Source organism: Coprobacillus sp. (assembly GCF_984815275.1).
The window spans coordinates 60,280-81,077 of the sequence record NZ_CFJNYH010000001.1 but is presented as its reverse complement, the minus strand read 5'-3'; the positions used below and the strand labels follow the sequence as shown (position 1 = coordinate 81,077).

Sequence of the window (20,798 nt, the reverse complement as noted above, 5' to 3'; positions counted from 1 at the left end):
GAAGTGAAAATGTGAACATAAGAGTTGACATAATTAAAAATTGTATGTACACTAAAACAAGTTGAATAAATGGTAGAGGTGCAATGATCAAGAGTCCATAATCACAATGTTTGGTACAGTGATTATGAAAAGGGTGATTTGCCGAAGTGTTTTCATGACACCAATAGTGAAAACGCTGGGGGATGATAGAATATATCATCAACTGTCACAATATGTGGAGGGCTATCTCATGCAAATGTATTTTATAATGCTTTGATTGATTGCCAGTCAAAGCTTTTTCTTTTGCCGTTTATATCACAAGAAGGAGGAAATATGAATTTTATTGGAACATTCTGGGCTTTGATTCCAGCTATTATTGCAATTGTGATTGCATTAAAGACAAAAGAAGTATATATATCATTATTTATTGGGATTTTTGTTGGAGGATTATTATTGACTGGCTTTCATCCTATTGGTGCTATTGAAACCGTTTTTGAAACAATGATGGCAAGTTTATCTGATACTTGGAATATTGGAATATTAATCTTTTTGGTATTTCTAGGGACAATTGTTGCATTAATGACCAGAGCAGGCGGAAGTCGGGCATATGGTGAATGGGCAACTCACAGAATTAAAAATAAGCAAGGTGCATTACTTTCTACTTTTGGCTTAGGAGTTTTAATCTTTGTTGATGATTATTTTAATTGTTTAACAGTCGGAAGTGTCATGCGTAATGTTTGTGATGAATTTAAGATTTCACGTGCGAAACTGGCTTATATCATTGATTCTACGGCTGCACCAATTTGTATTATTGCACCTATTTCAAGCTGGGCAGCGGCTGTGAGTGGCTATACCAGTGGCGATGGTTTTTATCTTTTTTTGCAAACAATCCCTTTTAATTTATATGCGCTTTTGACAATCATTATGGTTCTATGTGTTATTCGTTTTGATTTGAATATTGGGAGTATGAAAGAACATGAAATCTCTGCTCAAAATGGTGATGTTCATCATGGTAATGAAGAATATAAAGATGTTCATGTTATTGAAACGTCTGATAAAGGAAAGGTTTTGGATTTAATTTTACCAGTTCTTTTTTTGATTATCAGTTGTATTACTTGTATGGTTTATACAGGTGGCTTTTTTGAGGGGGTTTCTTTTATTGAGTCTTTTACAAATTGTAATGCTTCTTTAGGACTGGTATTGGGTTCGTTCTTGACGTTAGTTTTTACCTTTTTGTTATATTTACCACGTCGTATTCTCACTTATAATCAATTTGCTGAATGTTTGCCAACTGGCTTTAAAATGATGGTTCCTGCAATGACAATTTTAGCACTGGCTTGGACATTAGGAGATATTGTTTCTACACATTTACAGGCTGGTTTATTTGTCTCTACAATGTTAGAACAATATCAGATCAGTGTTGCTGTTTTACCAGCGTGTCTATTTGTTATTGCTGCTGGATTAGCCTTTGCAACAGGAACATCTTGGGGAACGTTTGGTATTCTCATTCCAATCGTGACAGCTATTTTTACAGAAGGAAATCCAATGTTGGTTATTTGTATATCGTCTATTTTAGCAGGAGCTGTTTGTGGTGATCATATCTCACCAATTTCAGATACAACAATTATGGCATCAGCAGGTGCACAATGTCATCATGTTGGTCATGTTTCTACACAACTTCCTTATGCAATGGTTGTTGCAGTTGCATGTATTGTTGGTTATATTGTTGCTGGTCTGACACAGAATGTTTGGCTAACATTTTTAAGCGGCTTGATAACTTTATTAATTATGATATTTTATATTAACAAGAAAAAGTAAAGCTGTTGTGAAAAGATAAAAAGTTAAAATATGGTGTAAAATTAAAGATGATAATCTTATTAGAAACAGTATTGTTAATATATTTTATATGTTTGAATTGATTATAATTTACCAGCAACAATTATTGATATAATCAAAAAAAGGTAAAGTGAAAAAGTAAATTCCAGTTTTATAAAATCAGTTTTTTAAGAAAGATTAATTTCTGTTTTATTGATAAATTCAATAGATTTTGATCTTTTTAATTTGATTTTCTTTCAATTATCATATATGATTTATGTAAAGATAAACATATTTATATATTTTTGATCGCACTGAAAAAGGTCGATTTAGTCACTTTTTAAAAAATGTAAGACTAAATTCTTGTTATGAACTTGTATTGGTTATTTGATATCTATATGAATTTGTTTATTCTTTATAACTACGTTGGGGTAGTTACTTTATGAGATAAGGTTTCAATGTCACTTGATCCTTATCTATTTTTTTTATGTTTAATAAATCTAATATCTTTTGACCATATAAGAATTCGAATAGTTCATAAGGAGTCTTTCCATTTAAACTCTCTCTAGGAACACTATTGATATGACTAAACATTAAATCTAGTTTTTCTTGTGTTAATTCTTCAGTAGAAGCTCCATTAGGAACGATGTCTCTTATAAAGTTATGATTCTTTTCTACATGAGGCTTCTGTGATGATTGCATGGGATCACAATAAAAGATATGTGTTCTTACCATCTTTGTTTCTGGATCTATTTCCATATCCTCACATGCATAAAACTCTGCTCCTCGATCAGTTAATATGATTGGAAAACTGTTCATGTCCTAAGAGTTGATAAAGATAATTAATTCCTGCGAATATAGATTCTTTCGTTTTTTCCTTATGAATAATTCCAAACATAAATCCTATCTTTGTAAACATAAAAGTTTGAATATAATGCTTCTTATCTTCATTATAAACAGTATCCATCTCCACAACTGGAATATCAGGATGATTTTCAATATATAATAAATAGTCTGAATATCTTCTTCCATCTAGAAATTGAGGCTGCTTATTTCTTGGCTTACAAGGATATTCTTTAGAAAGTTTTCGTGAGACTTTCTTCTTGAGATTAATATTTAATATACCAAATTTTCTAAAGATACCGATACTAATATAATTGTATAAAGTTTTTTCACATATATTCAATTCTTTGTGATTGAGTATGATTTCATAAGGAGATTGACCTTGATCAATGAGAGGCTTAATAATAACTGCCATATCTTTAACTTGATTATAAGTGAGATCAACTCCCATTCTTGAATCAACTAAAGATTCAAGATATTCATTATGAGCGATATCAGCTTTATAGAAGTATCTATCTAAAAAACACCTTGAGATTTTATCACATCCATTACAGGCACCAGGAGAGCGATCTTTTCTCTTACAAGGAACAGGAACATATCTTTCACATCTTTGGGTACAACGATAACACTCTTTTTTAAGGTGAATACAGTTATTACCATAAAAAGAAGCACGTTCTTTTAATTTTCTATGAAGTTTAATTTCTTTAGCGACAGTAGAAGGATCTTTACCAATATTATCTGCAATACTTGTTTTAGAAGCACCATTAGTAATTCCTACTTCAATTATTTTTCTTTCATCTAATGTTAAATGCTTATTTGAATTTGATGACATAAATGTTTCCTCCCATCCTTACAAATTCAAATAGATATCTAAAATCATAATATAATATGTAAGACTAAATTCCAACTAGAATTATGTGAAAGACTAAATTCCATAAATTTATTTAAAACTGGAATTTACTTTTTCACTTTACGATAATCAAAAAAACATTGAATATATCACATAAAAATAGAATTTTATGTTGATTTATGATATAATTATTTTTACTTGGTAAAAATATTGATAAATTCAATAGAATTTTATTTCTGCCAGTTATGAAAGTGTTGTTTTATCTGGTTTAATATCAACATATGATGTTTTGAAATCTGTGAAGTTGAAATTTTATAAAAAAATGGGTCAAGGTTTAATATCAACATATGATGTTTTGAAATGGTGCTAAGGTTTCCTTTAATTGCCTTGTTAATGTTAGTTTAATATCAACATATGATGTTTTGAAATTAAGTATATACTTCAACTCCTTCTCCTCCGTCACTGTTTAATATCAACATATGATGTTTTGAAATCCAAATATCTGCGTTTTTAGGCTCATGCTATTACAAGTTTAATATCAACATATGATGTTTTGAAATCCTTTAGGTAAACTTATAAGTGGAACCAAGTACGGTGGTTTAATATCAACATATGATGTTTTGAAATTAATAATCAACAGTCTGTTTTTGTTTATAAAGATAGGTTTAATACCAACATATGATGTTTTGAAAGTTATTTATAATAAAAATATCCCTATATTAAGATGCTATAGGGATATTTTTTTATCTTCAATTTCTATTTTAATTTTTTCATAAAGTTCATATGTAGCAATACAATCAGCAATTGATCTATGTTCATTATTGGAAAGGTTTAAGTATTGGACCATATCTGTTAAACGATGATGTTTCATGTGAGGATAGACCTTTCTACAAAACTGAAGTGTATCCATATATTCATTTTCAATATCTATATGAAATTGATTTGCAACAAAGTTTAAGTCAAATGATGTATTGTGTCCTAATAAAATATCATCACCAATAAAACTGAAAACATCGTCTCTAATCTCATCAAGGGTTGGCATTCCTAATAACATATCATTTGTAATTCCCGTGAGTTTGGTTATAAAAGGGCTAACTTCACGTTCTGGATTAATGAGTTGAGAATATTTATCTATAATCTGTTGATTTCTTATTTTTAAAATTCCAACTTCAATAATCTTATCATCGGCCCATGATAATCCTGTTGTTTCTAAGTCAATAACACAATAATCTTCAATGATTTTCTTTGTATATTTTCCACGCTTTTTTTGTTTTCTATATTTCTGTTTCATACCTTTACCTCAATATCTTTCTTCTTTCATTAAAGCTAATTTTCGTATAAAAATCAACTTATTTAAACTTTTTTTAATTATGATATTGATAATGTTTTCATAAGTATTTAATAAAATAGGATTTGAATCTGATAGAATAGAAGTTGTTGTTGAAGTTATTAATATAATGGAAAATGTATGACTATAGAAAAAATCTAAAAGATTGTATATTTTCTTATGAAAGAAGTGTTTTGACTATGTTTGTTGTAGTGAATTAAAAATAAAAGAATGAAGTGAAGAAATAATACTAATGATTAAAAAAGATATTTAGTCTCATTATATTGGCTGATTTTTTTTCTTTGAAAGAAATGTATGAAATCAATATGGATTTGAGAAGAATAGTGTTATAATAGTGAAACTGTAATGGGGGTATCGAAAATGAAGTATATACATCAATTTTTAATTATTATGGCAATATCATTTATTGGTGAGTTATTGAGTTTATTGCCTTTACCAGTGCCAGCAAGTGTTTATGGATTATTCATTTTATTAATCTGTTTATTTACTGGTATTATTAAACTTAAAGATATAGAAGATGTTGCCGATTGGCTAATTTTAATTATGCCAGTTTTATTTGTTCCATCAGCTGTGAGTTTAATGAATGTTGGTGATGAACTCTTGGGGGATATTGTTGTCATTGGCGTTGTGCTTGTTGTCAGTACAATTGTTGTAATGGTGACGACTGGAAAAGTTGCACAGCTGATTATTGAAAGAAAGGAGAACAATAATGGATAAGATTTTTGTAGAAACGATGTATTTTGGAATTGTCTTGAGTTTATTGTCATATTGGATTGCTGTTCAAATACGTAAGAAATTTCCATATCCACTTTTTAATCCTTTATTAATGAGTGCATTGATATCAATTGCTGTACTGTCTTTCTTTCATATTGATTTTGATACATATAATCAAGGTGCGCAGATGATTACATTTTTATTAACACCATCAACAGTTTGTTTAGCAGTCCCTTTATATAAACAAAGTCAAATTCTGATGAAACACTTAGATGCCATTTTATTAAGTTTGTTGAGTGGTTGTTTAGCGGGCATGTTAAGTATTACAGTATTATGTCTTTTATTCAATGCTAGCAATACATTATTATTTTCACTTTTACCAAAATCAATCACAACTGCAATAGCAATTGGAGTGTCTGAATTAATTGGAGGGAATTCAACGATGACTGTTGGCATTGTCATTATCACAGGAATTTTTGGTGCTATGATAGCCAAAACAGTTTGTCATATCTTTAAAATCAATCATCCTGTAGCGATTGGATTGGCATTAGGAAATAGTGCGCATGCGATTGGAACAGCGAAAGCCATTGAATTTGGAGAAATTGAGGGTGCTATGAGTAGTTTGTCAATTGTTATTGCAGGTATTTTTACTGTTGTTTTTGCTCCTCTTATAGCAAGTTTATTTTAAATAGAATATAATAGGGATAAAGAAAGGATGATTGTTATGCTTTTTGCAGTCTATAGTATCTTTGTCATCATGATGCTGTTATCCATAAAAAAGAAATCTTATATTATTTTTAAGACGCTTAACAGTTTGGCCTTTATAGCTGTGGCAGTATACTGTGGTATGACTTCAGATCGTGTCTCTATGATGGTAGGGCTTTTACCGGGATTGATAGGTTGTCTTGCAGGAGATTTTATGCTTGCAACTCAATATAAAAAAAGTTTTTTATATGGATTAACTTGTTTTTTGATTGCTAATCTTTGTTTTGTTATTTATTTTATTAATTTTCAATCATTATCTATTATAGAGTTCATTCTGCCAGTTGCTTCTATAATGATTGTCATTGCTCTTTCCTATTTGCCACGTATGGATTATGGTGTATATGATAAAGCGATTTTGGCGTATGCTTTTATGATTACTTTAGCAATGGTCAGAAGTGTTGTTGTGTATCTCACATTATCAACACCTATGTTTTTATTTTCTATGGTGGGTTTTATTCTTTATTTTCTTTCAGACATTATATTGTTATTCGAAAAATTCTTTGAATGTCGTTTTAAGGATATATTAACTGTTTTTAATCTCATAACATATTTCTATGGTTTGTTTTTTATTGCTTTGAGTTTAGTGAAATAGTTAATGGTAAAAATTGGAAAATTAGAGATGTCTTAATAATGCTACAATAAAAGTAGTGATGAAATTGAATGGAAAAGTGTTGTCAATATCTGTCTATCATTTATAAATGATAAGAATATATTCGACACTTATCGACATTCTTTCAACACTACTTTTCTTATTGCCAAAAAGTGCAAGAAATTTTGTCAATTATGACAATTTATACAAAACAAGGTATGCTTGAGTTACCGGTGAAAGGAGTCTATATGATAACAACGAGAGATGAAATAATCGATTATATGGAAATGTGTACACAAACAAGAAAAGACAAAGATATTGAAACTTTTTCTGCCAATCATGTGGCTGATGAACTGAAAATTAGCAGAAGTTTAGCGAGCCAATATTTAAATGAACTATTTAAAGAAAAATGTTTAATTAAAGTTTTAACAAGACCTGTATTGTTTTTCCATAGAAATACATTAGAACAACAAGGTGGTTTTGTATTTCAACAATTAGATTTCTTAAGTCTTAATGAATTGCAAGCTTATCTTCAAAATCATTCTCGTCAAGACTATGCATTTGAAGATATTATAGGAGCTTATGGATCTTTAAAAGGAATTATTGATAATTTTAAAGCCTGTATGAAATATCCAACAAGAGGATTACCACTGGTTTTAATAGGTGAGAAAGGAACGGGGCGCAAGAATCTTATCAGAGCAGTTTATAAATATATGCTTTCCCAAAATATTATTGAAACACATTCACAATTGATAGTGATTGATATGGCTGATCTTCAAAATAAGGATGATATCCTTGATATCCTTTTTGGAAATTCTCAAAAGAAAGACACCTATCCATCACAAATCTTACAAAGTCAAAATGGGATGGTTTATATTCGTAATGCTCAATATCTTTCATTGCCGCTTATCCAAAAAATCATTCGTTATTTTAGTCCTGAATGCAGCGATGATGATTTATATGCACTCTGCTTTGAATCGACAGCGAGAATTGTTTTAGAAGCAACCATGAATCATGAACAGCAACTTGATATGTTTCAGGATATCCCTATTATTTGTACAATGCCAACTCTCTATGAAAGATATAACGAAGAAAAAGAGGCATATATATACCGCTATTTCCAAAGTGAATCAAGAAAGATTGGGAAGAAAATTATTGTCAGTACAAACGTTATGGGGAAATTAATGGCTTATCAGTATACCGATAATATTGATGGCTTAGAAAACATTATCCAAATTATTTGTGCCAATGCCAATGCTGATCATCATCAAGAAGATCATTTAAAAATCTATACATATCATTTACCAGCTCCTCTTTTATCTGTTGAATCACACGATATGAATGAATATAAAAATGAATTGTCTTTTATAGATGTTCAAAATTATCAACAAGGACAAGAAAATCAACAAGTTGAAAAGATATTTGATTCTCTTTTACAAGATACAGAAAAATTTTTTATGAGTAATGATGGTCAATTAGATGAATTTATGAATGTTATCAAAAGACGTTATCATCAATATTTTGAATATCTACAATTCAATAAAAGATTTGATCAAAAACAGATTCGTCATATTGAATTGTCTATTAATGATATCATTGATACTATTTTTGAAAATTACAATGTTAATGAACCAACTAATTTCACTTCACTCATATCAAAAAGTATTTATTTTATCAAAGAGAATAGATCCTTTATGAATACTTGGTTTACAACACATCATCAAAAAATTCATGAACTTTCTTTATTTATTCAGCAATCATTTAAAAATGAATATGAAATGATAGAGTGTATTCATCTTTATATCTATGATTCATTAGGTATTAAATTTGATGAAATCAATAAAACAATCTTTACTGTTTTGTTAGCTGATTATATTCGTGGGATTGTTAAAAAGAAATGTTTAGGTATTATTGTTTCCCATGGTTATTCAACTGCAACCAGTATTTCTGATGCAGTTAATACAATGATTGGAAGACATGTCTTTGATTCCATTGATATGCCAATTGAAACTACAACTCATGAAATTGTTGAGAAAATTAAACAATATTTGGTACGAGTTGTTACAAAAAATGATTTATTGGTGATGGTTGATATGGGGTCTTTACAGGATATTGGTGAATCATTAATAGCTGTTGCTCAAAGTGATATAGGTGTGATTAATCATGTTTCTACGGGACTGGCATTAGAAGCGGGATACTTGATCTTAAGAAATGAATCTTTAAAACATATTCTTGAAAAGATCAATGATATCTCCCAAACTTCCTATCGTTTGATAGAGAATACCAAACGAAAACCAGCGATTATCTTTACATCAGAAAATGGTGTGAATACAGCACGTCGTTTATCAGAACTCTTTATTAGGAGTTTACCTAAGAATATAGATGTTGATATTTTAACATATGATTATTTTGAATTGATGGATTCAATTCAGCAAACAGATGTCTTTGAAAAGAAAAATATTTTATTTATCTTTGGTGTCAGTGATCCAAAGATACCAGAAATCTCATTTGTTTCTTTAGAAGATATTATGAGTATGAATAAGGTTGATGAACTTTATCGTGATTTTTCAAATTATTTAACTGCTCATGAAATTAATGAATTCAAAAGAAATTTAATGAAGAATTTCTCTTTAGAAAACGTCATGAAACATTTAACGATTTTAGAACCAACACGATTAATTGAATCTGTTTCTGAATCAATTGAGAAACTTCAAAAATTACTAAATGTTGAATTTTCTAATCAAACGATTATGGGTTTATATATTCATATCAGTTGTTTGATAGAAAGACTGGTGACAAAAGAAGCATTAGATTATGGCGATGTGACGAAGTTTGCTTTAGAGCATGCAGATTTTATATCACATATGAAAACAAGTTTTGAAAATATCTTTCGTAATTATGGAATAGATCTTCCATTAAGTGAAATGAGTTATTTATATGATTATATCTCTATAGATTCGCCAAATCATATAACACGTCAGAAAAGGGGTTTGTTATGAAAAAAATATTAATTGCAACACACGGAATGTTAGCAGAAGGGTTAAAGAGTTCTATTCATGTGTTAGCAGGGGATGGGTATCACATTCAAACGATTAATGCTTATACAGATGAGTGTCAAGGTGATTATTCTCATCAGATTGAAACATTTATCTCATCTTTAAATCAAGATGATGAAGGGGTTATTTTTACTGATTTATTAAGTGGCAGTGTGAATCAGAAAGTCTGCCAATTGTGTGTGAAAAAGCCATCTTATTTACATATTGTGACAGGTACAAATTTAATGTGTGTATTGGCTGTTTTGTTAGAAACAAGACCATTAACACAAGAAGTCTTAAAAGAAATTGTAGAGAATTCGGTTGTCTCTTTAATTGATTTTGAAGATCAAAATCAATCAGAAGAAACTGATGAGGATTTTCTATGTGTCGAGGAGGAAGAAAGAAATGATTGTTTCAATTAGAATTGATGATCGCTTGATTCATGGTCAGGTGGCTTTGGTTTGGTCTAAAGAATTAAATACAACGAGAATTGTTGTGGCTAATGATGAAGCAGCAAGAAACGATGTGATGAAAATGACATTAAAGATGGCAACACCAGCAGGGATTAAATTGTTGATTAAGCCTTTACAAGAATCTATAGATGTTTTTAATAATCCGAGGTCTCAAGATTTAAAACTCTTTGTTTTAACAAATTGTATTCAAGATACATTGGAAATTGTTAAGAATTGTCCTGATGTAGAATCAGTCAATGTGGCTAATGTGGGACGTTTTGATGAAAGTGATCCAGCACTTAAGACACAATTAAACCCATGTATTATTTTGAATCCACAGGAATTGGAAGCTTTAAAAGAGTTGGCAAAATGCCAATTACCTGTCTATGCACAAGTTGTACCAACGAATCCAAAAACACCAATTCAAAACTTATTAGATGGAATGAAAGGATAGGAGGAGAGAAAAATGACAGTCACTGCACTTTTAGCGGCTTTATCTTATTTTATTTGTTATGGTGGTAACTGGCTGCTTGGTCAATGTATGATTGAAAGGCCAATTGTTGTCGGAGCAGTTACAGGATTACTTTTAGGTGATTTACCAACGGGATTAATTATGGGAGCATCATTGGAAGCTATTTTTATGGGATCGGTTAATATTGGTGGACAGATTTCTGCTGAACCAGCGGCTGCTACAGTTTTTGCTGTCACATTTGCAACAATGCAAACAGTTGATGCCAATGCAGCTTTAGCCATTGCAGTTCCAATTGGGATTTTGTCAGCTTTTGTTTCTATGTTTATCAATAATATTGCTTTTAACTGGTTTGTTCCTTTTATTGATAAGTATGCTAAAGATAATAATGATCGTGCCATTACTTTTATTAACTTTGGAGCATGGCTTTTAAGATTTACAATTTTCTCAGTTTTAATGTTTATTGGCGTTTATTTAGGACAAGGACCAGTTCAAACCTTTGTCAATAGTATTCCAGCAGTTGTGATGAATGGTTTAACAGTTGCAGGTAAATTTATGCCTGCTGTTGGATTTGCAATTTTAATGAAGATGTTATGGAGTAAGGAATTAGCAATCTATTATTTCTTGGGATTTATCTTGGTGACTTATATGGAATTACCATTAGTTGCTGTTTCAGCAATTGGAATCATTATTGTTTTGGCAGTTTCATCAAGAGATTTACAATTAATTAAAATGCAGCAAAATGCAGCAGTTGGACAAATTGCTGAAGACTATACAGATGATGTGGAGGATTTCTTATCATGAAAAATAAAGATGCACTAACAAAAGAAGATAAGAAGATGCTAAATAGTATCTTTCTAAGGTCATTTACTATTTTTGCAGGACGTTCTGGTGGACAGGTACGTCAGCATGCTGCTGGATTTATCTATTGTTTATTACCGGCTTTTAATCGTTACTATAAAAATGATCCTGAAGGGCGTCGTCAAGCGATGGTCAGACATACGATGTTTTATAACATTACTCAAAATTTAGGGACTTTTGCAATGGGTTTAGTTGCCGCAATGGAAAAGGAAAATAGTGAAGACCCAAACTTTGATGCGCATTCTATTGTTGCTATTAAAACAGCTTTAATGGGACCTATGTCAGGAATTGGTGATTCTATATTCTGGGGTGTTTTAAGAGTCATTGCTGCCGGTATTGGAATTAATCTGTCTCTACAAGGTTCAATATTAGGACCAATCTTATTTTTATTGGTTTATAATGTTCCTTCTATTATCTGTCGTTATTATATGACTTATGCTGGTTATACAGTTGGTTCTAATTTTATTTCTGAGATCAATCGTAGTGGCTTGATGAGTGTTTTAACCAAAGGGGCAAGTATCTTAGGATTGATTATGATTGGTGGGATGACTGCTTCAACTGTTACTTTTACATCTGTTTTAAGTTTTCCAGTGAGTGGTAGTGATCCGATTCTTTTGCAAACGTATTTAGATTCTATTTTTAAAGGTCTGGTCCCATTGTCATTAACACTAGGTTGTTTATTCTTATTAAAGAAAAGAGTGAATATCAATCTGATTATGTTTGGTGTTATGGGATTAGCGATTGTTTTGGCATTGTTTGGAATTGTATAGAAGGAGGAGCGATTATGCTTGTTTCAATGAAAGAGATGTTACATCATGCAGATAAGAACAATTATGCGATTATGGCTATTAATTGTTGTAATATGGAATGTGCAAAAGCGATTATTGGTGCTGCTGAAACAGAGTGTTCACCAGTCATTATTAATATTTCTCCACGTCAATGGAAATCACATGCATCATTGGATGCAACTGTACCAATGATAAATAATATGGCTCAAAAGTCTTCTGTTCCCATTGCTTTAAATTTAGATCATGGTCAAGAATATAACGATGTGGTAGAGGCAATTCAACATGGTTTTACCAATATTATGTTTGATGGTTCCGCATTACCTTATCAGGAGAACTTAGAAAGAACTGCACTGATCAGTGATTTGGCACATGCTTCAGGTTGTTCAATTGAAGCAGAATTAGGACATGTGGGTCAAGCTTCAGCTGGTGATGGAGTGAGCAATGATTTTTATACTCATGTTGATCAGGCTGTCGAATTTGTCAAACAGACACATGTTGATGCTTTGGCAGTTGCAATTGGAACTGCCCATGGGCAGTATCCGCAAGGTTATGTTCCACATTTAGATTTCCAAAGATTAAAAGAACTCAAAACTGCATTGCAGATGCCACTTGTTTTACATGGGGGTTCTGGAGCAGGTCAAAAAAATATTCAAAAAGCTGTCGCATTAGGGATTAATAAGATTAATGTTTGTACTGATGTTTTTGCGGTTGGAAGAGAGCGAATGAAGACTTCCCTTGAAGAGAATCCTCATATTGATTTGATGGATTTATGTCATGAAGCAGAAATGGCTATGAAAGAATATATTTGTTCATATATGCAAATGATTGGTTCGAGTCAGCGTTATTGTTATTGTACGTCAGTGAAGAAAGAATTTGATTAAGGAGGCATGTTATGAATTATAAAGAGAATCAATTGACTCAAGAAAGAATCTCAGTTTTAGGTGTTGGAACATGGTCAATGGGTGGAACAAATAAATTTGGTTTATCTTATGGCAATGTTGAAGAGCAAGCATCAATAGAAGCCATTCATACTTTGATTAAGAATGGTGTGAATTTAATTGATACAGCACCTGTCTATGGGGCCGATAGTGCTTCTGAAAAAGTCGTTGGGATAGCATTACAAGGTGGTTATCGTGAAAAGGTAAAGATTGTCACAAAGTTTGGAAATGTGAATGATCCGCAAACTGGTAAGCGTGTTATTAATAATAGTTATGACACAATTATGAAAGAATGTGAAGAGTCATTACAACGATTACAAACTGATTATATTGATTATTATTTGATGCATTATCCTGATCCAAATGTCCCAATTGAAGAAACGATGAGAGCTTTAAATGAATTAAAATTAGCTGGTAAAATTCTTCATATTGGATTAAGTAATCCGACGCAAGAACTTATTTTAGAAGCTGAACAATATGGTCAAATAGAAGCTATCCAGTTACCTTATTCAATGGTCAATAGACAACAAGAGGAACTTTTCAAATGGTGTCATAATAGAGGATATTTTACAATGTCTTATGGCTCATTGGGAGCAGGTATTTTATCTGGTGCTTATCGTGAATTGCCACATTTTGATGAGAAGGATATTCGGTATACATTTTATCCTTTCTTTAAAGACCCTATGTTTTCTGACATTCAATGTCTTTTAAAAGAGATGGATAAAATTGCTCACATTCATCATGTTCCGGTTTCTCATATTGCATTAAATTGGGTGACTCAAAAAGACTTTATCTCTGCATCTTTAGTTGGTGTTGCAAATCAAGATCAGGCTCAAGAAAACAGTCAGGCTTTTGCTTTTTCTTTGACAGATGAAGAAATGTTATTCTTAGATCATGCTATAGAGAAATATTTATAGATGCATGCTATTTTACCAAAAGTATGTGGCTATCTGGGTATCATTTTGGTAAGCTATGCCCTAAAAAGAAAAGGAATTGTGAATCAGCAGGCATATTCTATCTTTTCATCTCTTATGCTGAAATTGACTCTTCCCTGTGCTATTATCATCAATATGAATAATCAACAGATAGCCTTCTCTTTATTATTTATTATTCTCTTAGGTCTTTCTTATAATGCTGTGTCATTAATGATTGGGTATTGGAGTGGCAAAAAGAATCAGCAAAGCCTCATGCAGATGATAAATGTATCTGGTTATAATATTGGTTGCTTTGCTATGCCTTTTGTCAGTGGTTTCTTTGATGCAACAGGTTTCATTGTGACAAGCTTATTTGATATTGGAAATTCAATCATGTGTTTAGGTGTTAATTATGGGATTGCATCAGCAATTAAGGATAAACACCAACATTTTGACTTTCAATCAATGTTTATAAAGGTGTTTCATTCTATTCCTGTTTGGACATATTTTATCATGTTGATATTGAGTTTTATGTCTATCAAACTTCCTTCCTTTTTTCCTCCCTTCTTAGAAACGATTGGCAATGCAAATCCTTTTATCGCAATGGCTGTTATCGGCTTTTCGTTACAGATAACATTCAAGAAAGAATATCTTGTAGACATTTTTAAGATAGTCAGTTTGCGTCTATTCATTTCTATTTGTTTAGCTATCTTTACATATCTTTTACCAATTGATAATTCATTAAAGCGTCCTTTAATTATTCTCTGTTTTTCGCCCATTGGAGCAGCAGCTGTGGTCTTTACAGAGTTATTAGGTCTTGATTATGAAAAAGCAGCATGCATAAATTCTATCTATGTCATTATTTCAATCATTATGATGTGTTTATGTATAAGTTTCATATAAAAATGGTCCCGTCTAAAAGACGAGACCATTTTAGTCATCTAAACATTCATAAAATGATTTTAAATGTTCACAAGATTGATTAAACTCTTTGAATTCTTCATCAGTCATATCTAACTCTACAATTTCTTTAGCACCAGTTCGATCTATAATTGTTGGAACACTGATATAAAGATCATCATGCCCATATTCACCTTGCAATAAAGTAGAAACAGGCAGTATTCTGTTCTCATTATGCAGGATTGTTTTGACAATACCGACTGTACTTGATGCAATACCATAACAAGTATTACCCTTACGATTAAAGATTTCCCAACCTGCTTTGATAGTCTCGGCTTTCATCTCATCATAAGGATCTTTTCCAATACGTGCTTCATTATCCCTAACAACACTGTAAATATCCTTGCCACCAATACGTACAGTTGACCAAGGAATCATTTCACTGTCACCATGTTCACCGATGACAAGAGCATGGACACTGCGAGGATCAACATCAATTTTTTGAGCAATAAAATATTTTAAACGTGCTGTATCTAATGTTGTTCCAGAACCAATAACTTGTCTGGCTGGTAAACCTGAAATCTTATATGCATAATAAGTCATCACATCGACAGGATTAGAGACAACAATTAAATGTCCATCAAAACCACTTTTCATGATTTCGGTCACAATTGTTTTCATAACCTTTTTTGTTGGTTCTAACATTTTCAAACGATCATTTCCAGCATTATGAACAGGAACGCTTGCTGTAATGATAACAATACTTGCATCACAACAATCATCATAAGTTCCAACTTTAACTGCTGTATTGCGATTCATGTATTCCATACTTTGAGATAAGTCTAAAACTTCTCCAAAAGCTTTTTCCTGATTTAAATCAATTAATGCGATTTCATCACAAAGTCCCTGGTTAATTAAACAAAAAGCTGTACTGACACCAACATTCCCAGCTCCAATAATAACAACTTTACTTTTTAGTATATTCATATAATTCTCCTTTTTAACAGATGACATCATTATATCATTTCAAAATATTTTGAGCCACTTTAACAATAAAAATACATCACTTTTAAGAGTGATGTACAAATATGTATATTTTCTATATTAATAGCATTTTTTACAAGCTGTAAATACACGACTTTGCGCTTCACTTAATGAGACTTGACTAGGATTTTTCATATTACTGCAGTTAGCATTCGAATGATACTTTTTACCAGTTTTAGGAATGTAAACCATGGCACTATTTGTATGATGACTTTGATTTGAAGATGATGTTGATGAGCTTTTGTTTGATTGTGAAGATGAACGTTGACTTGCTGTTTGTGCAGCATTTTTCTTCGCTTGTTCGCTTTTCTTTTTTTCATCAGACTTTTTTTGTTCTTCAGCTTTCTTTGCATTCTCTTGTTGTTTAATTTCTTCAGCTTGTTTTTTCTCTGCCTCTTGTTTTTCCTTGGCTTTAGCCATTGCTAATGCTTGTTGATTGACAACTTGAATAGTTACTGAATTACTCTTAACATCATCTTTTTTATATTGAAGTGTTACAAGACCTTCTTTTTCTAACGATTTTAAGATTAATTTCCCATCTTTAATTTCTTCTATTTTGATGATATCTGCATCACTGCATTCAAAATCATCTTCAGACAGAAGTCCATCGTCAGGGTGAACAGTTAATGCCACTTGTTGACTTTGATGAATATCCATTGTGATATTCTCTTCATTAATAATAATTTCATCTGCCATTGGTTTCCCAAACACAATACCTATGATGATAAGACCTATAAATCCAAATCCCATATACTTTAAAATTTTTAAAACTTTTCCCTTCATATTTAATCCTCCCTTAAAATGCTATATACATTTTATCTTGTTTTTTGTAGAAAATGTATAATATCAAGAAATTACTTCATTAAAGTTAATATTCATGTCATAATAGTAGAGGATAATAACTCAATGTTGAAAAGTGGGAGGAAAATTATGAAACGTATTCAAATTAATCATAATATAGTTGATCAGGATATTTTAAAAGAGATCAAGAGATATATGGTTGCACCTTGGCAACAATACATGTTGTCAATAACAGGACTTGTTGCTATTGTAGCATCTATTTTTAATTTTATGAACAATCAGTATCCAATGGGAATCTTATTGATTGTATTGTGTGTTGTGTGTTTTCTTGAAATTTTTTGGTTAAATAAAAAGAAATATAAAGATATTTTAAATACAATGAAAAAGGAAACTGAAAAAGAAGAAAATATTTATACAATGATTTTTGGTAATGATGCATTGACTATTCGTAACTGTGACATGGCAACTGATAACAAAATGCCATATGAGAATATGAAAAAAATTGTAGAAACGGAAAATACATATACTTTCTTTGGAAAAAAGAATCAATTTGCCATTATTAGAAAAGATTCTTTAAAGATAAAACCGAGTGAATTATTTGATTTCTTAAAAACAAAGGAAACAAAAATTTCAAAATGGCCAAATGTATAAGAAAGAACATCTATTGGATAATTTCCATAGATGTTCTTTTATTCTATAATAGGGTAGTGATATTCATCTAAAAGTTCATTCATTTTCATAAGATTATAATTTAGGAATTTTTTGGAGTGATTTCTGGAAAGAAAGGAATTTAATTTTGATTAAGCATATTTAATAATTCAATTGTTGTCATATTATCACCTGAATTTATGTTATTACTTTCAATGAAATGATAATAAAAAACAAGAATATAATCAAAAAGGCAAAATACCCTTACCCCATAATGACTATTTTATGAGGTTTAGTTCTGTAGTGCTTTTCTAGTATTGAACAGTATTCGTGTTCTCATTTTTCTACTTTTAGTAGTGAGATAGTATTTATTCTTTATAATCCCTTGTGTCTGTAATTTTGATAGTGTCCTTGTCATTTTTCGTATGTTTTTTGGTCTTCTCTTTCTTTAAAGAGTTGTCTTCTGTTATTCTTATTGATAAATCCATTAATAATATATTCTCCCTTGGCTATGATTTGAAATAATCTTAATGTCTCCTTATTAAGAATATTGGTGGTACAACAAGATTCAGTCATTGACTTCTTTTCGATTTGATATGTTTACCAACTCTTTCAATGATAAATCATCTTAATTGATTTCAGACAATGTTTTTCCATGTCTTTTAATGTTGTATTTACTGACTTCTATATACTTATATAGGTTGGCAATACTTTTTCTCGTTGGCACTCATTTTTTTGTTTTTATAAGTTCTCCATCTTCTACTTCCCTTTTTTTATAAGATTTTAAAATCTTTTGGATTGCTGATAATGGTTCTAAAGAGAGAACTCCTGTCTTCAATTAGAAGAGGGTTGATAAACAAAAATTAAATATTTGCACAAATATTATTTATAGTGAACCAATAATTACAGTGATATTATAGTAATCTATTAGTCAACTGTGTAATTATTTATATATTTTTTATGAATGAAATCTATATTAAAATTTTATTTGATATATGTTGAGTTAATAATTCTAAAGGGTTAAAATTATAAAGAGGAGATGGTTTTTTTGTCAAATGAAATTTCATCAGAAAAACGTTCTAAAATTATGTCTCATATAAAAGGAAAAGAGACTTCTATTGAGATTAAAGTTAGGAAGTATTTGTATCTGCATGGTTTTAGATATAGAAAAAATGATAAAAGTTTACCCGGTACCCCAGATATAGTTATCACTAAATATAGAGCAGCAATATTTGTAAATGGTTGTTTTTGGCATCATCATTACAATTGCAAATATGCAACCTTGCCAAAAACAAGAAAAGATTATTGGATTCCTAAAATACAAAGAAATGTTGATAATGATATTAAAAATTATCATCAATTGGAAGAATTAGATTATAGAGTTATTGTGGTGTGGGAATGCGAGATTAATGAAGTTTTTGAATATAGAATGCAACAATTAATTGAGGAAATTAAAAATCCTGATTATAAATAGAATCATTAACTTATTCATTTATTATTTTTAGAATATAATCATTATTCATAAAAAAACATTGTTTTGTTATTATAATACCATCTGGTAATAAATCACCATCCCTCTCAATATTACCATCACCTATAGTTTCATTATTTAATAATTTATAAACTGATTTTTGTGTATGAGGTCTTACATGTAATATTAAATTATCACCTTTTTTTGGTAGATTGTTTGTTACAATTGTTTTTCCTGTTTTTTGCTTTTTGATTTCTAAATGGAGACCATTGGTTAAAATATCTTGTGTTTTTCTCCATGCATTAAAAACATGACTTTCTAAATCTTTTTCTGGCATATTCCACAACATTACTTTTCTAAATTTGTATTGTTTGCAAGTATCATCGATTTCATCAAAGATACAGAATAAGAATTTTTTGCTTAAAAATAGATTTCTCAATGTAGATGTTTCCCAATCTTCATCTATTAATTCTTTAGTCTTAAAAGCAGGGAATGACATTGACTCACGAATTATACCTTTTTTGTTTATTCGAATTGTTTTAACTACAATATCTGCTTTTTCGAATTCATCAAGTTTATTTGCATCTACAGATATATTCATCATCTTAGATATGTAGACTCTTAAATAATTTTTTGAATTTCTATTCACATTAAATCCAACACTATTATCAATCTGATTTAATGTTAGTCCTTCGTAATGTGAGAATGTATTCTCTATAATATCCTTAAAAGTATTGTGATAAAGAATTGAGATATCTTTAATAAAGCTTTCTCTGTTTTGATTTTTGTTAAATATTTGATTTCGTAATAACTGTGTCATATATGAGTTTTTTAAGCAAAAAGCTCTTTTCATTGCCTTGATACTATTAAAAGGTTGGGGAACTTTATATTCTGAATTAGCACCTTTAGGGCATGCTCCAAGGTAGAAAGTATCACTTTCGGAAATAAGGTGTGCATTTCCTGATTTGATTTTACTTATTATTGTCTCATAATCGTTTAAGATAATTAACTGATCTTCTTTACTGAGTTGAGAAAACTGATATAGAAAAACTTTTGATATAATATAGTCATATTTATATTTGTCTTTTTCATGTTCATAAAACATCATTAGTATTTTTTCTATCTTTTGGTAGCAATGACTTTCTGTGAAATGAATATTATAATCCTTTTCATAATTAATATCAGTTAAAACTAAGCGTTCTTTGGCGGAAACTTTTTTATTATTATTTACCCATTTATATGGTGTTACTTTTAATTCAACACCTAGATTTGGGAAATCAGCTTCTTGCTTATTATTGACATCATATCCAAAATATCCTTCTTCAATTATTTGACCAAGGTTTCCTTTATTTTTGTGATTTTGAATTCGATTACTTTTATCTAGGTCGCCTATTTTCTTGCCTACAGCACCATATGCTTTTTCCATTAATTGTTCAATTGTTTCATATGTGATATTTTGCATAAAAATTTTCTCCTCCTGCTTATTGATCTTTTTGTGTGAAAATGTTATACTAAGAAATATTCATGAAAATAAATACTAAAATTCTTGATACAGAATAGTTTTATTTGTATAA

Annotated in this window: 20 protein-coding genes, 1 CRISPR repeat array and 1 riboswitch; of the genes, 14 read left to right on the top strand and 6 right to left on the bottom strand. The window is 30.3% G+C overall.

The features are described 5' to 3' along the window. The first annotated feature begins 65 nt into the window (after positions 1–65). Positions 66–233, top strand: a riboswitch (Lysine riboswitch). A gap of 79 nt (positions 234–312) precedes the next feature. Then, complete coding sequence (locus AC5M21_RS00460) at positions 313–1,797, top strand: Na+/H+ antiporter NhaC family protein (RefSeq protein ID WP_302280827.1); 1,485 nt, start codon at positions 313–315, stop codon at positions 1,795–1,797. A gap of 432 nt (positions 1,798–2,229) precedes the next feature. On the opposite strand, the gene AC5M21_RS00455 is transcribed toward AC5M21_RS00460, so the two are convergent. From AC5M21_RS00455 to AC5M21_RS00445, 3 genes are all read right to left on the bottom strand, one after another. Continuing rightward, positions 2,230–2,553 (bottom strand): hypothetical protein, encoded by a 324-nt coding sequence (locus AC5M21_RS00455; RefSeq protein ID WP_302280826.1) that lies wholly within the window; start codon positions 2,551–2,553, stop codon positions 2,230–2,232. A gap of 31 nt (positions 2,554–2,584) precedes the next feature. Next, complete coding sequence (locus AC5M21_RS00450; RefSeq protein WP_302280825.1) at positions 2,585–3,469, bottom strand: helix-turn-helix domain-containing protein; 885 nt, start codon at positions 3,467–3,469, stop codon at positions 2,585–2,587. Between the two features lie 284 nt (positions 3,470–3,753). Continuing rightward, a CRISPR array of direct repeats spans positions 3,754–4,180; the repeat unit is 30 nt; unit sequence GTTTAATATCAACATATGATGTTTTGAAAT. A 34-nt stretch (positions 4,181–4,214) separates the two neighbouring features. Continuing rightward, entirely contained in the window at positions 4,215–4,778 is a 564-nt protein-coding gene (locus tag AC5M21_RS00445) for a 3'-5' exonuclease (RefSeq protein ID WP_302280824.1), read from the bottom strand. 417 nt (positions 4,779–5,195) lie between these two features. On the opposite strand from AC5M21_RS00445, the gene AC5M21_RS00440 reads away from it, so the two are divergent. From AC5M21_RS00440 to AC5M21_RS00390, 11 genes are all read left to right on the top strand, one after another. Continuing rightward, complete coding sequence (locus tag AC5M21_RS00440) at positions 5,196–5,552, top strand: CidA/LrgA family protein (RefSeq protein ID WP_302280823.1); 357 nt, start codon at positions 5,196–5,198, stop codon at positions 5,550–5,552. After that, positions 5,545–6,237 carry an LrgB family protein gene (locus tag AC5M21_RS00435; RefSeq protein ID WP_008788756.1) on the top strand — a complete coding sequence of 231 codons (693 nt, stop codon included), beginning with the start codon at positions 5,545–5,547 and terminating at the stop codon, positions 6,235–6,237. Before AC5M21_RS00440 ends, AC5M21_RS00435 begins: the two co-directional genes overlap by 8 nt. A 36-nt stretch (positions 6,238–6,273) precedes the next feature. Next, positions 6,274–6,906 carry a lysoplasmalogenase family protein gene (locus AC5M21_RS00430; RefSeq protein ID WP_302280822.1) on the top strand — a complete coding sequence of 211 codons (633 nt, stop codon included), beginning with the start codon at positions 6,274–6,276 and terminating at the stop codon, positions 6,904–6,906. A gap of 245 nt (positions 6,907–7,151) precedes the next feature. Then, positions 7,152–9,902 carry a PRD domain-containing protein gene (locus AC5M21_RS00425; RefSeq protein WP_008788758.1) on the top strand — a complete coding sequence of 917 codons (2,751 nt, stop codon included), beginning with the start codon at positions 7,152–7,154 and terminating at the stop codon, positions 9,900–9,902. After that, the gene (locus AC5M21_RS00420) at positions 9,899–10,360 is read left to right on the top strand and encodes a PTS sugar transporter subunit IIA (protein ID WP_008788759.1); all 462 of its coding nucleotides are present in this window, start codon (positions 9,899–9,901) and stop codon (positions 10,358–10,360) included. Before AC5M21_RS00425 ends, AC5M21_RS00420 begins: the two co-directional genes overlap by 4 nt. Beyond that, entirely contained in the window at positions 10,344–10,844 is a 501-nt protein-coding gene (locus AC5M21_RS00415; RefSeq protein WP_008788760.1) for a PTS sugar transporter subunit IIB, read from the top strand. Before AC5M21_RS00420 ends, AC5M21_RS00415 begins: the two co-directional genes overlap by 17 nt. Before the next feature lie 12 nt (positions 10,845–10,856). Next, positions 10,857–11,663 carry a PTS mannose/fructose/sorbose/N-acetylgalactosamine transporter subunit IIC gene (locus AC5M21_RS00410; RefSeq protein WP_008788761.1) on the top strand — a complete coding sequence of 269 codons (807 nt, stop codon included), beginning with the start codon at positions 10,857–10,859 and terminating at the stop codon, positions 11,661–11,663. Then, a complete protein-coding gene (locus AC5M21_RS00405; RefSeq protein ID WP_008788762.1) occupies positions 11,660–12,490 on the top strand; it encodes a PTS system mannose/fructose/sorbose family transporter subunit IID in 831 nt (276 codons plus the stop codon). Before AC5M21_RS00410 ends, AC5M21_RS00405 begins: the two co-directional genes overlap by 4 nt. Positions 12,491–12,504: 14 nt before the next feature. Beyond that, positions 12,505–13,389 carry a class II fructose-bisphosphate aldolase gene (locus AC5M21_RS00400; RefSeq protein WP_008788763.1) on the top strand — a complete coding sequence of 295 codons (885 nt, stop codon included), beginning with the start codon at positions 12,505–12,507 and terminating at the stop codon, positions 13,387–13,389. A gap of 11 nt (positions 13,390–13,400) precedes the next feature. Then, positions 13,401–14,363 carry an aldo/keto reductase gene (locus tag AC5M21_RS00395; protein WP_008788764.1) on the top strand — a complete coding sequence of 321 codons (963 nt, stop codon included), beginning with the start codon at positions 13,401–13,403 and terminating at the stop codon, positions 14,361–14,363. Next, complete coding sequence (locus AC5M21_RS00390) at positions 14,364–15,263, top strand: AEC family transporter (RefSeq protein ID WP_008788765.1); 900 nt, start codon at positions 14,364–14,366, stop codon at positions 15,261–15,263. It begins immediately after the preceding gene. Positions 15,264–15,293: 30 nt separating this feature from the next. Here AC5M21_RS00390 and AC5M21_RS00385 read toward each other — a convergent pair whose 3' ends face one another. Further along, entirely contained in the window at positions 15,294–16,247 is a 954-nt protein-coding gene (locus AC5M21_RS00385) for an L-lactate dehydrogenase (RefSeq protein ID WP_008788766.1), read from the bottom strand. Positions 16,248–16,364: 117 nt separating this feature from the next. Continuing rightward, the gene (locus AC5M21_RS00380) at positions 16,365–17,087 is read right to left on the bottom strand and encodes a hypothetical protein (RefSeq protein ID WP_008788767.1); all 723 of its coding nucleotides are present in this window, start codon (positions 17,085–17,087) and stop codon (positions 16,365–16,367) included. A 147-nt stretch (positions 17,088–17,234) separates the two neighbouring features. Here AC5M21_RS00380 and AC5M21_RS00375 point away from each other — a divergent pair, with 147 nt between their 5' ends. Both AC5M21_RS00375 and AC5M21_RS00370 read left to right on the top strand, forming a co-directional pair. Then, positions 17,235–17,756: a YcxB family protein gene (locus AC5M21_RS00375; RefSeq protein ID WP_008788768.1), complete on the top strand. Its 522-nt coding sequence runs from the start codon at positions 17,235–17,237 to the stop codon at positions 17,754–17,756. Between the two features lie 1,045 nt (positions 17,757–18,801). After that, complete coding sequence (locus AC5M21_RS00370; RefSeq protein ID WP_008788769.1) at positions 18,802–19,227, top strand: very short patch repair endonuclease; 426 nt, start codon at positions 18,802–18,804, stop codon at positions 19,225–19,227. Positions 19,228–19,237: 10 nt separating this feature from the next. Here the strand turns inward: AC5M21_RS00370 and AC5M21_RS00365 are convergent, their stop codons facing one another. Then, positions 19,238–20,686 carry a Sau3AI family type II restriction endonuclease gene (locus AC5M21_RS00365; RefSeq protein ID WP_008788770.1) on the bottom strand — a complete coding sequence of 483 codons (1,449 nt, stop codon included), beginning with the start codon at positions 20,684–20,686 and terminating at the stop codon, positions 19,238–19,240. Between the last annotated feature and the right edge of the window lie 112 nt (positions 20,687–20,798).

Coding starts and splice junctions, on each gene's coding strand:
- AC5M21_RS00460 (WP_302280827.1), top strand. CDS start 313: ATGAATTTTATTGGAACATTCTGGGCTTTGATTCCAGCTATTATTGCA.
- AC5M21_RS00455 (WP_302280826.1), bottom strand. CDS start 2,553: ATGGAAATAGATCCAGAAACAAAGATGGTAAGAACACATATCTTTTAT.
- AC5M21_RS00450 (WP_302280825.1), bottom strand. CDS start 3,469: ATGTCATCAAATTCAAATAAGCATTTAACATTAGATGAAAGAAAAATA.
- AC5M21_RS00445 (WP_302280824.1), bottom strand. CDS start 4,778: ATGAAACAGAAATATAGAAAACAAAAAAAGCGTGGAAAATATACAAAG.
- AC5M21_RS00440 (WP_302280823.1), top strand. CDS start 5,196: ATGAAGTATATACATCAATTTTTAATTATTATGGCAATATCATTTATT.
- AC5M21_RS00435 (WP_008788756.1), top strand. CDS start 5,545: ATGGATAAGATTTTTGTAGAAACGATGTATTTTGGAATTGTCTTGAGT.
- AC5M21_RS00430 (WP_302280822.1), top strand. CDS start 6,274: ATGCTTTTTGCAGTCTATAGTATCTTTGTCATCATGATGCTGTTATCC.
- AC5M21_RS00425 (WP_008788758.1), top strand. CDS start 7,152: ATGATAACAACGAGAGATGAAATAATCGATTATATGGAAATGTGTACA.
- AC5M21_RS00420 (WP_008788759.1), top strand. CDS start 9,899: ATGAAAAAAATATTAATTGCAACACACGGAATGTTAGCAGAAGGGTTA.
- AC5M21_RS00415 (WP_008788760.1), top strand. CDS start 10,344: ATGATTGTTTCAATTAGAATTGATGATCGCTTGATTCATGGTCAGGTG.
- AC5M21_RS00410 (WP_008788761.1), top strand. CDS start 10,857: ATGACAGTCACTGCACTTTTAGCGGCTTTATCTTATTTTATTTGTTAT.
- AC5M21_RS00405 (WP_008788762.1), top strand. CDS start 11,660: ATGAAAAATAAAGATGCACTAACAAAAGAAGATAAGAAGATGCTAAAT.
- AC5M21_RS00400 (WP_008788763.1), top strand. CDS start 12,505: ATGCTTGTTTCAATGAAAGAGATGTTACATCATGCAGATAAGAACAAT.
- AC5M21_RS00395 (WP_008788764.1), top strand. CDS start 13,401: ATGAATTATAAAGAGAATCAATTGACTCAAGAAAGAATCTCAGTTTTA.
- AC5M21_RS00390 (WP_008788765.1), top strand. CDS start 14,364: ATGCATGCTATTTTACCAAAAGTATGTGGCTATCTGGGTATCATTTTG.
- AC5M21_RS00385 (WP_008788766.1), bottom strand. CDS start 16,247: ATGAATATACTAAAAAGTAAAGTTGTTATTATTGGAGCTGGGAATGTT.
- AC5M21_RS00380 (WP_008788767.1), bottom strand. CDS start 17,087: ATGAAGGGAAAAGTTTTAAAAATTTTAAAGTATATGGGATTTGGATTT.
- AC5M21_RS00375 (WP_008788768.1), top strand. CDS start 17,235: ATGAAACGTATTCAAATTAATCATAATATAGTTGATCAGGATATTTTA.
- AC5M21_RS00365 (WP_008788770.1), bottom strand. CDS start 20,686: ATGCAAAATATCACATATGAAACAATTGAACAATTAATGGAAAAAGCA.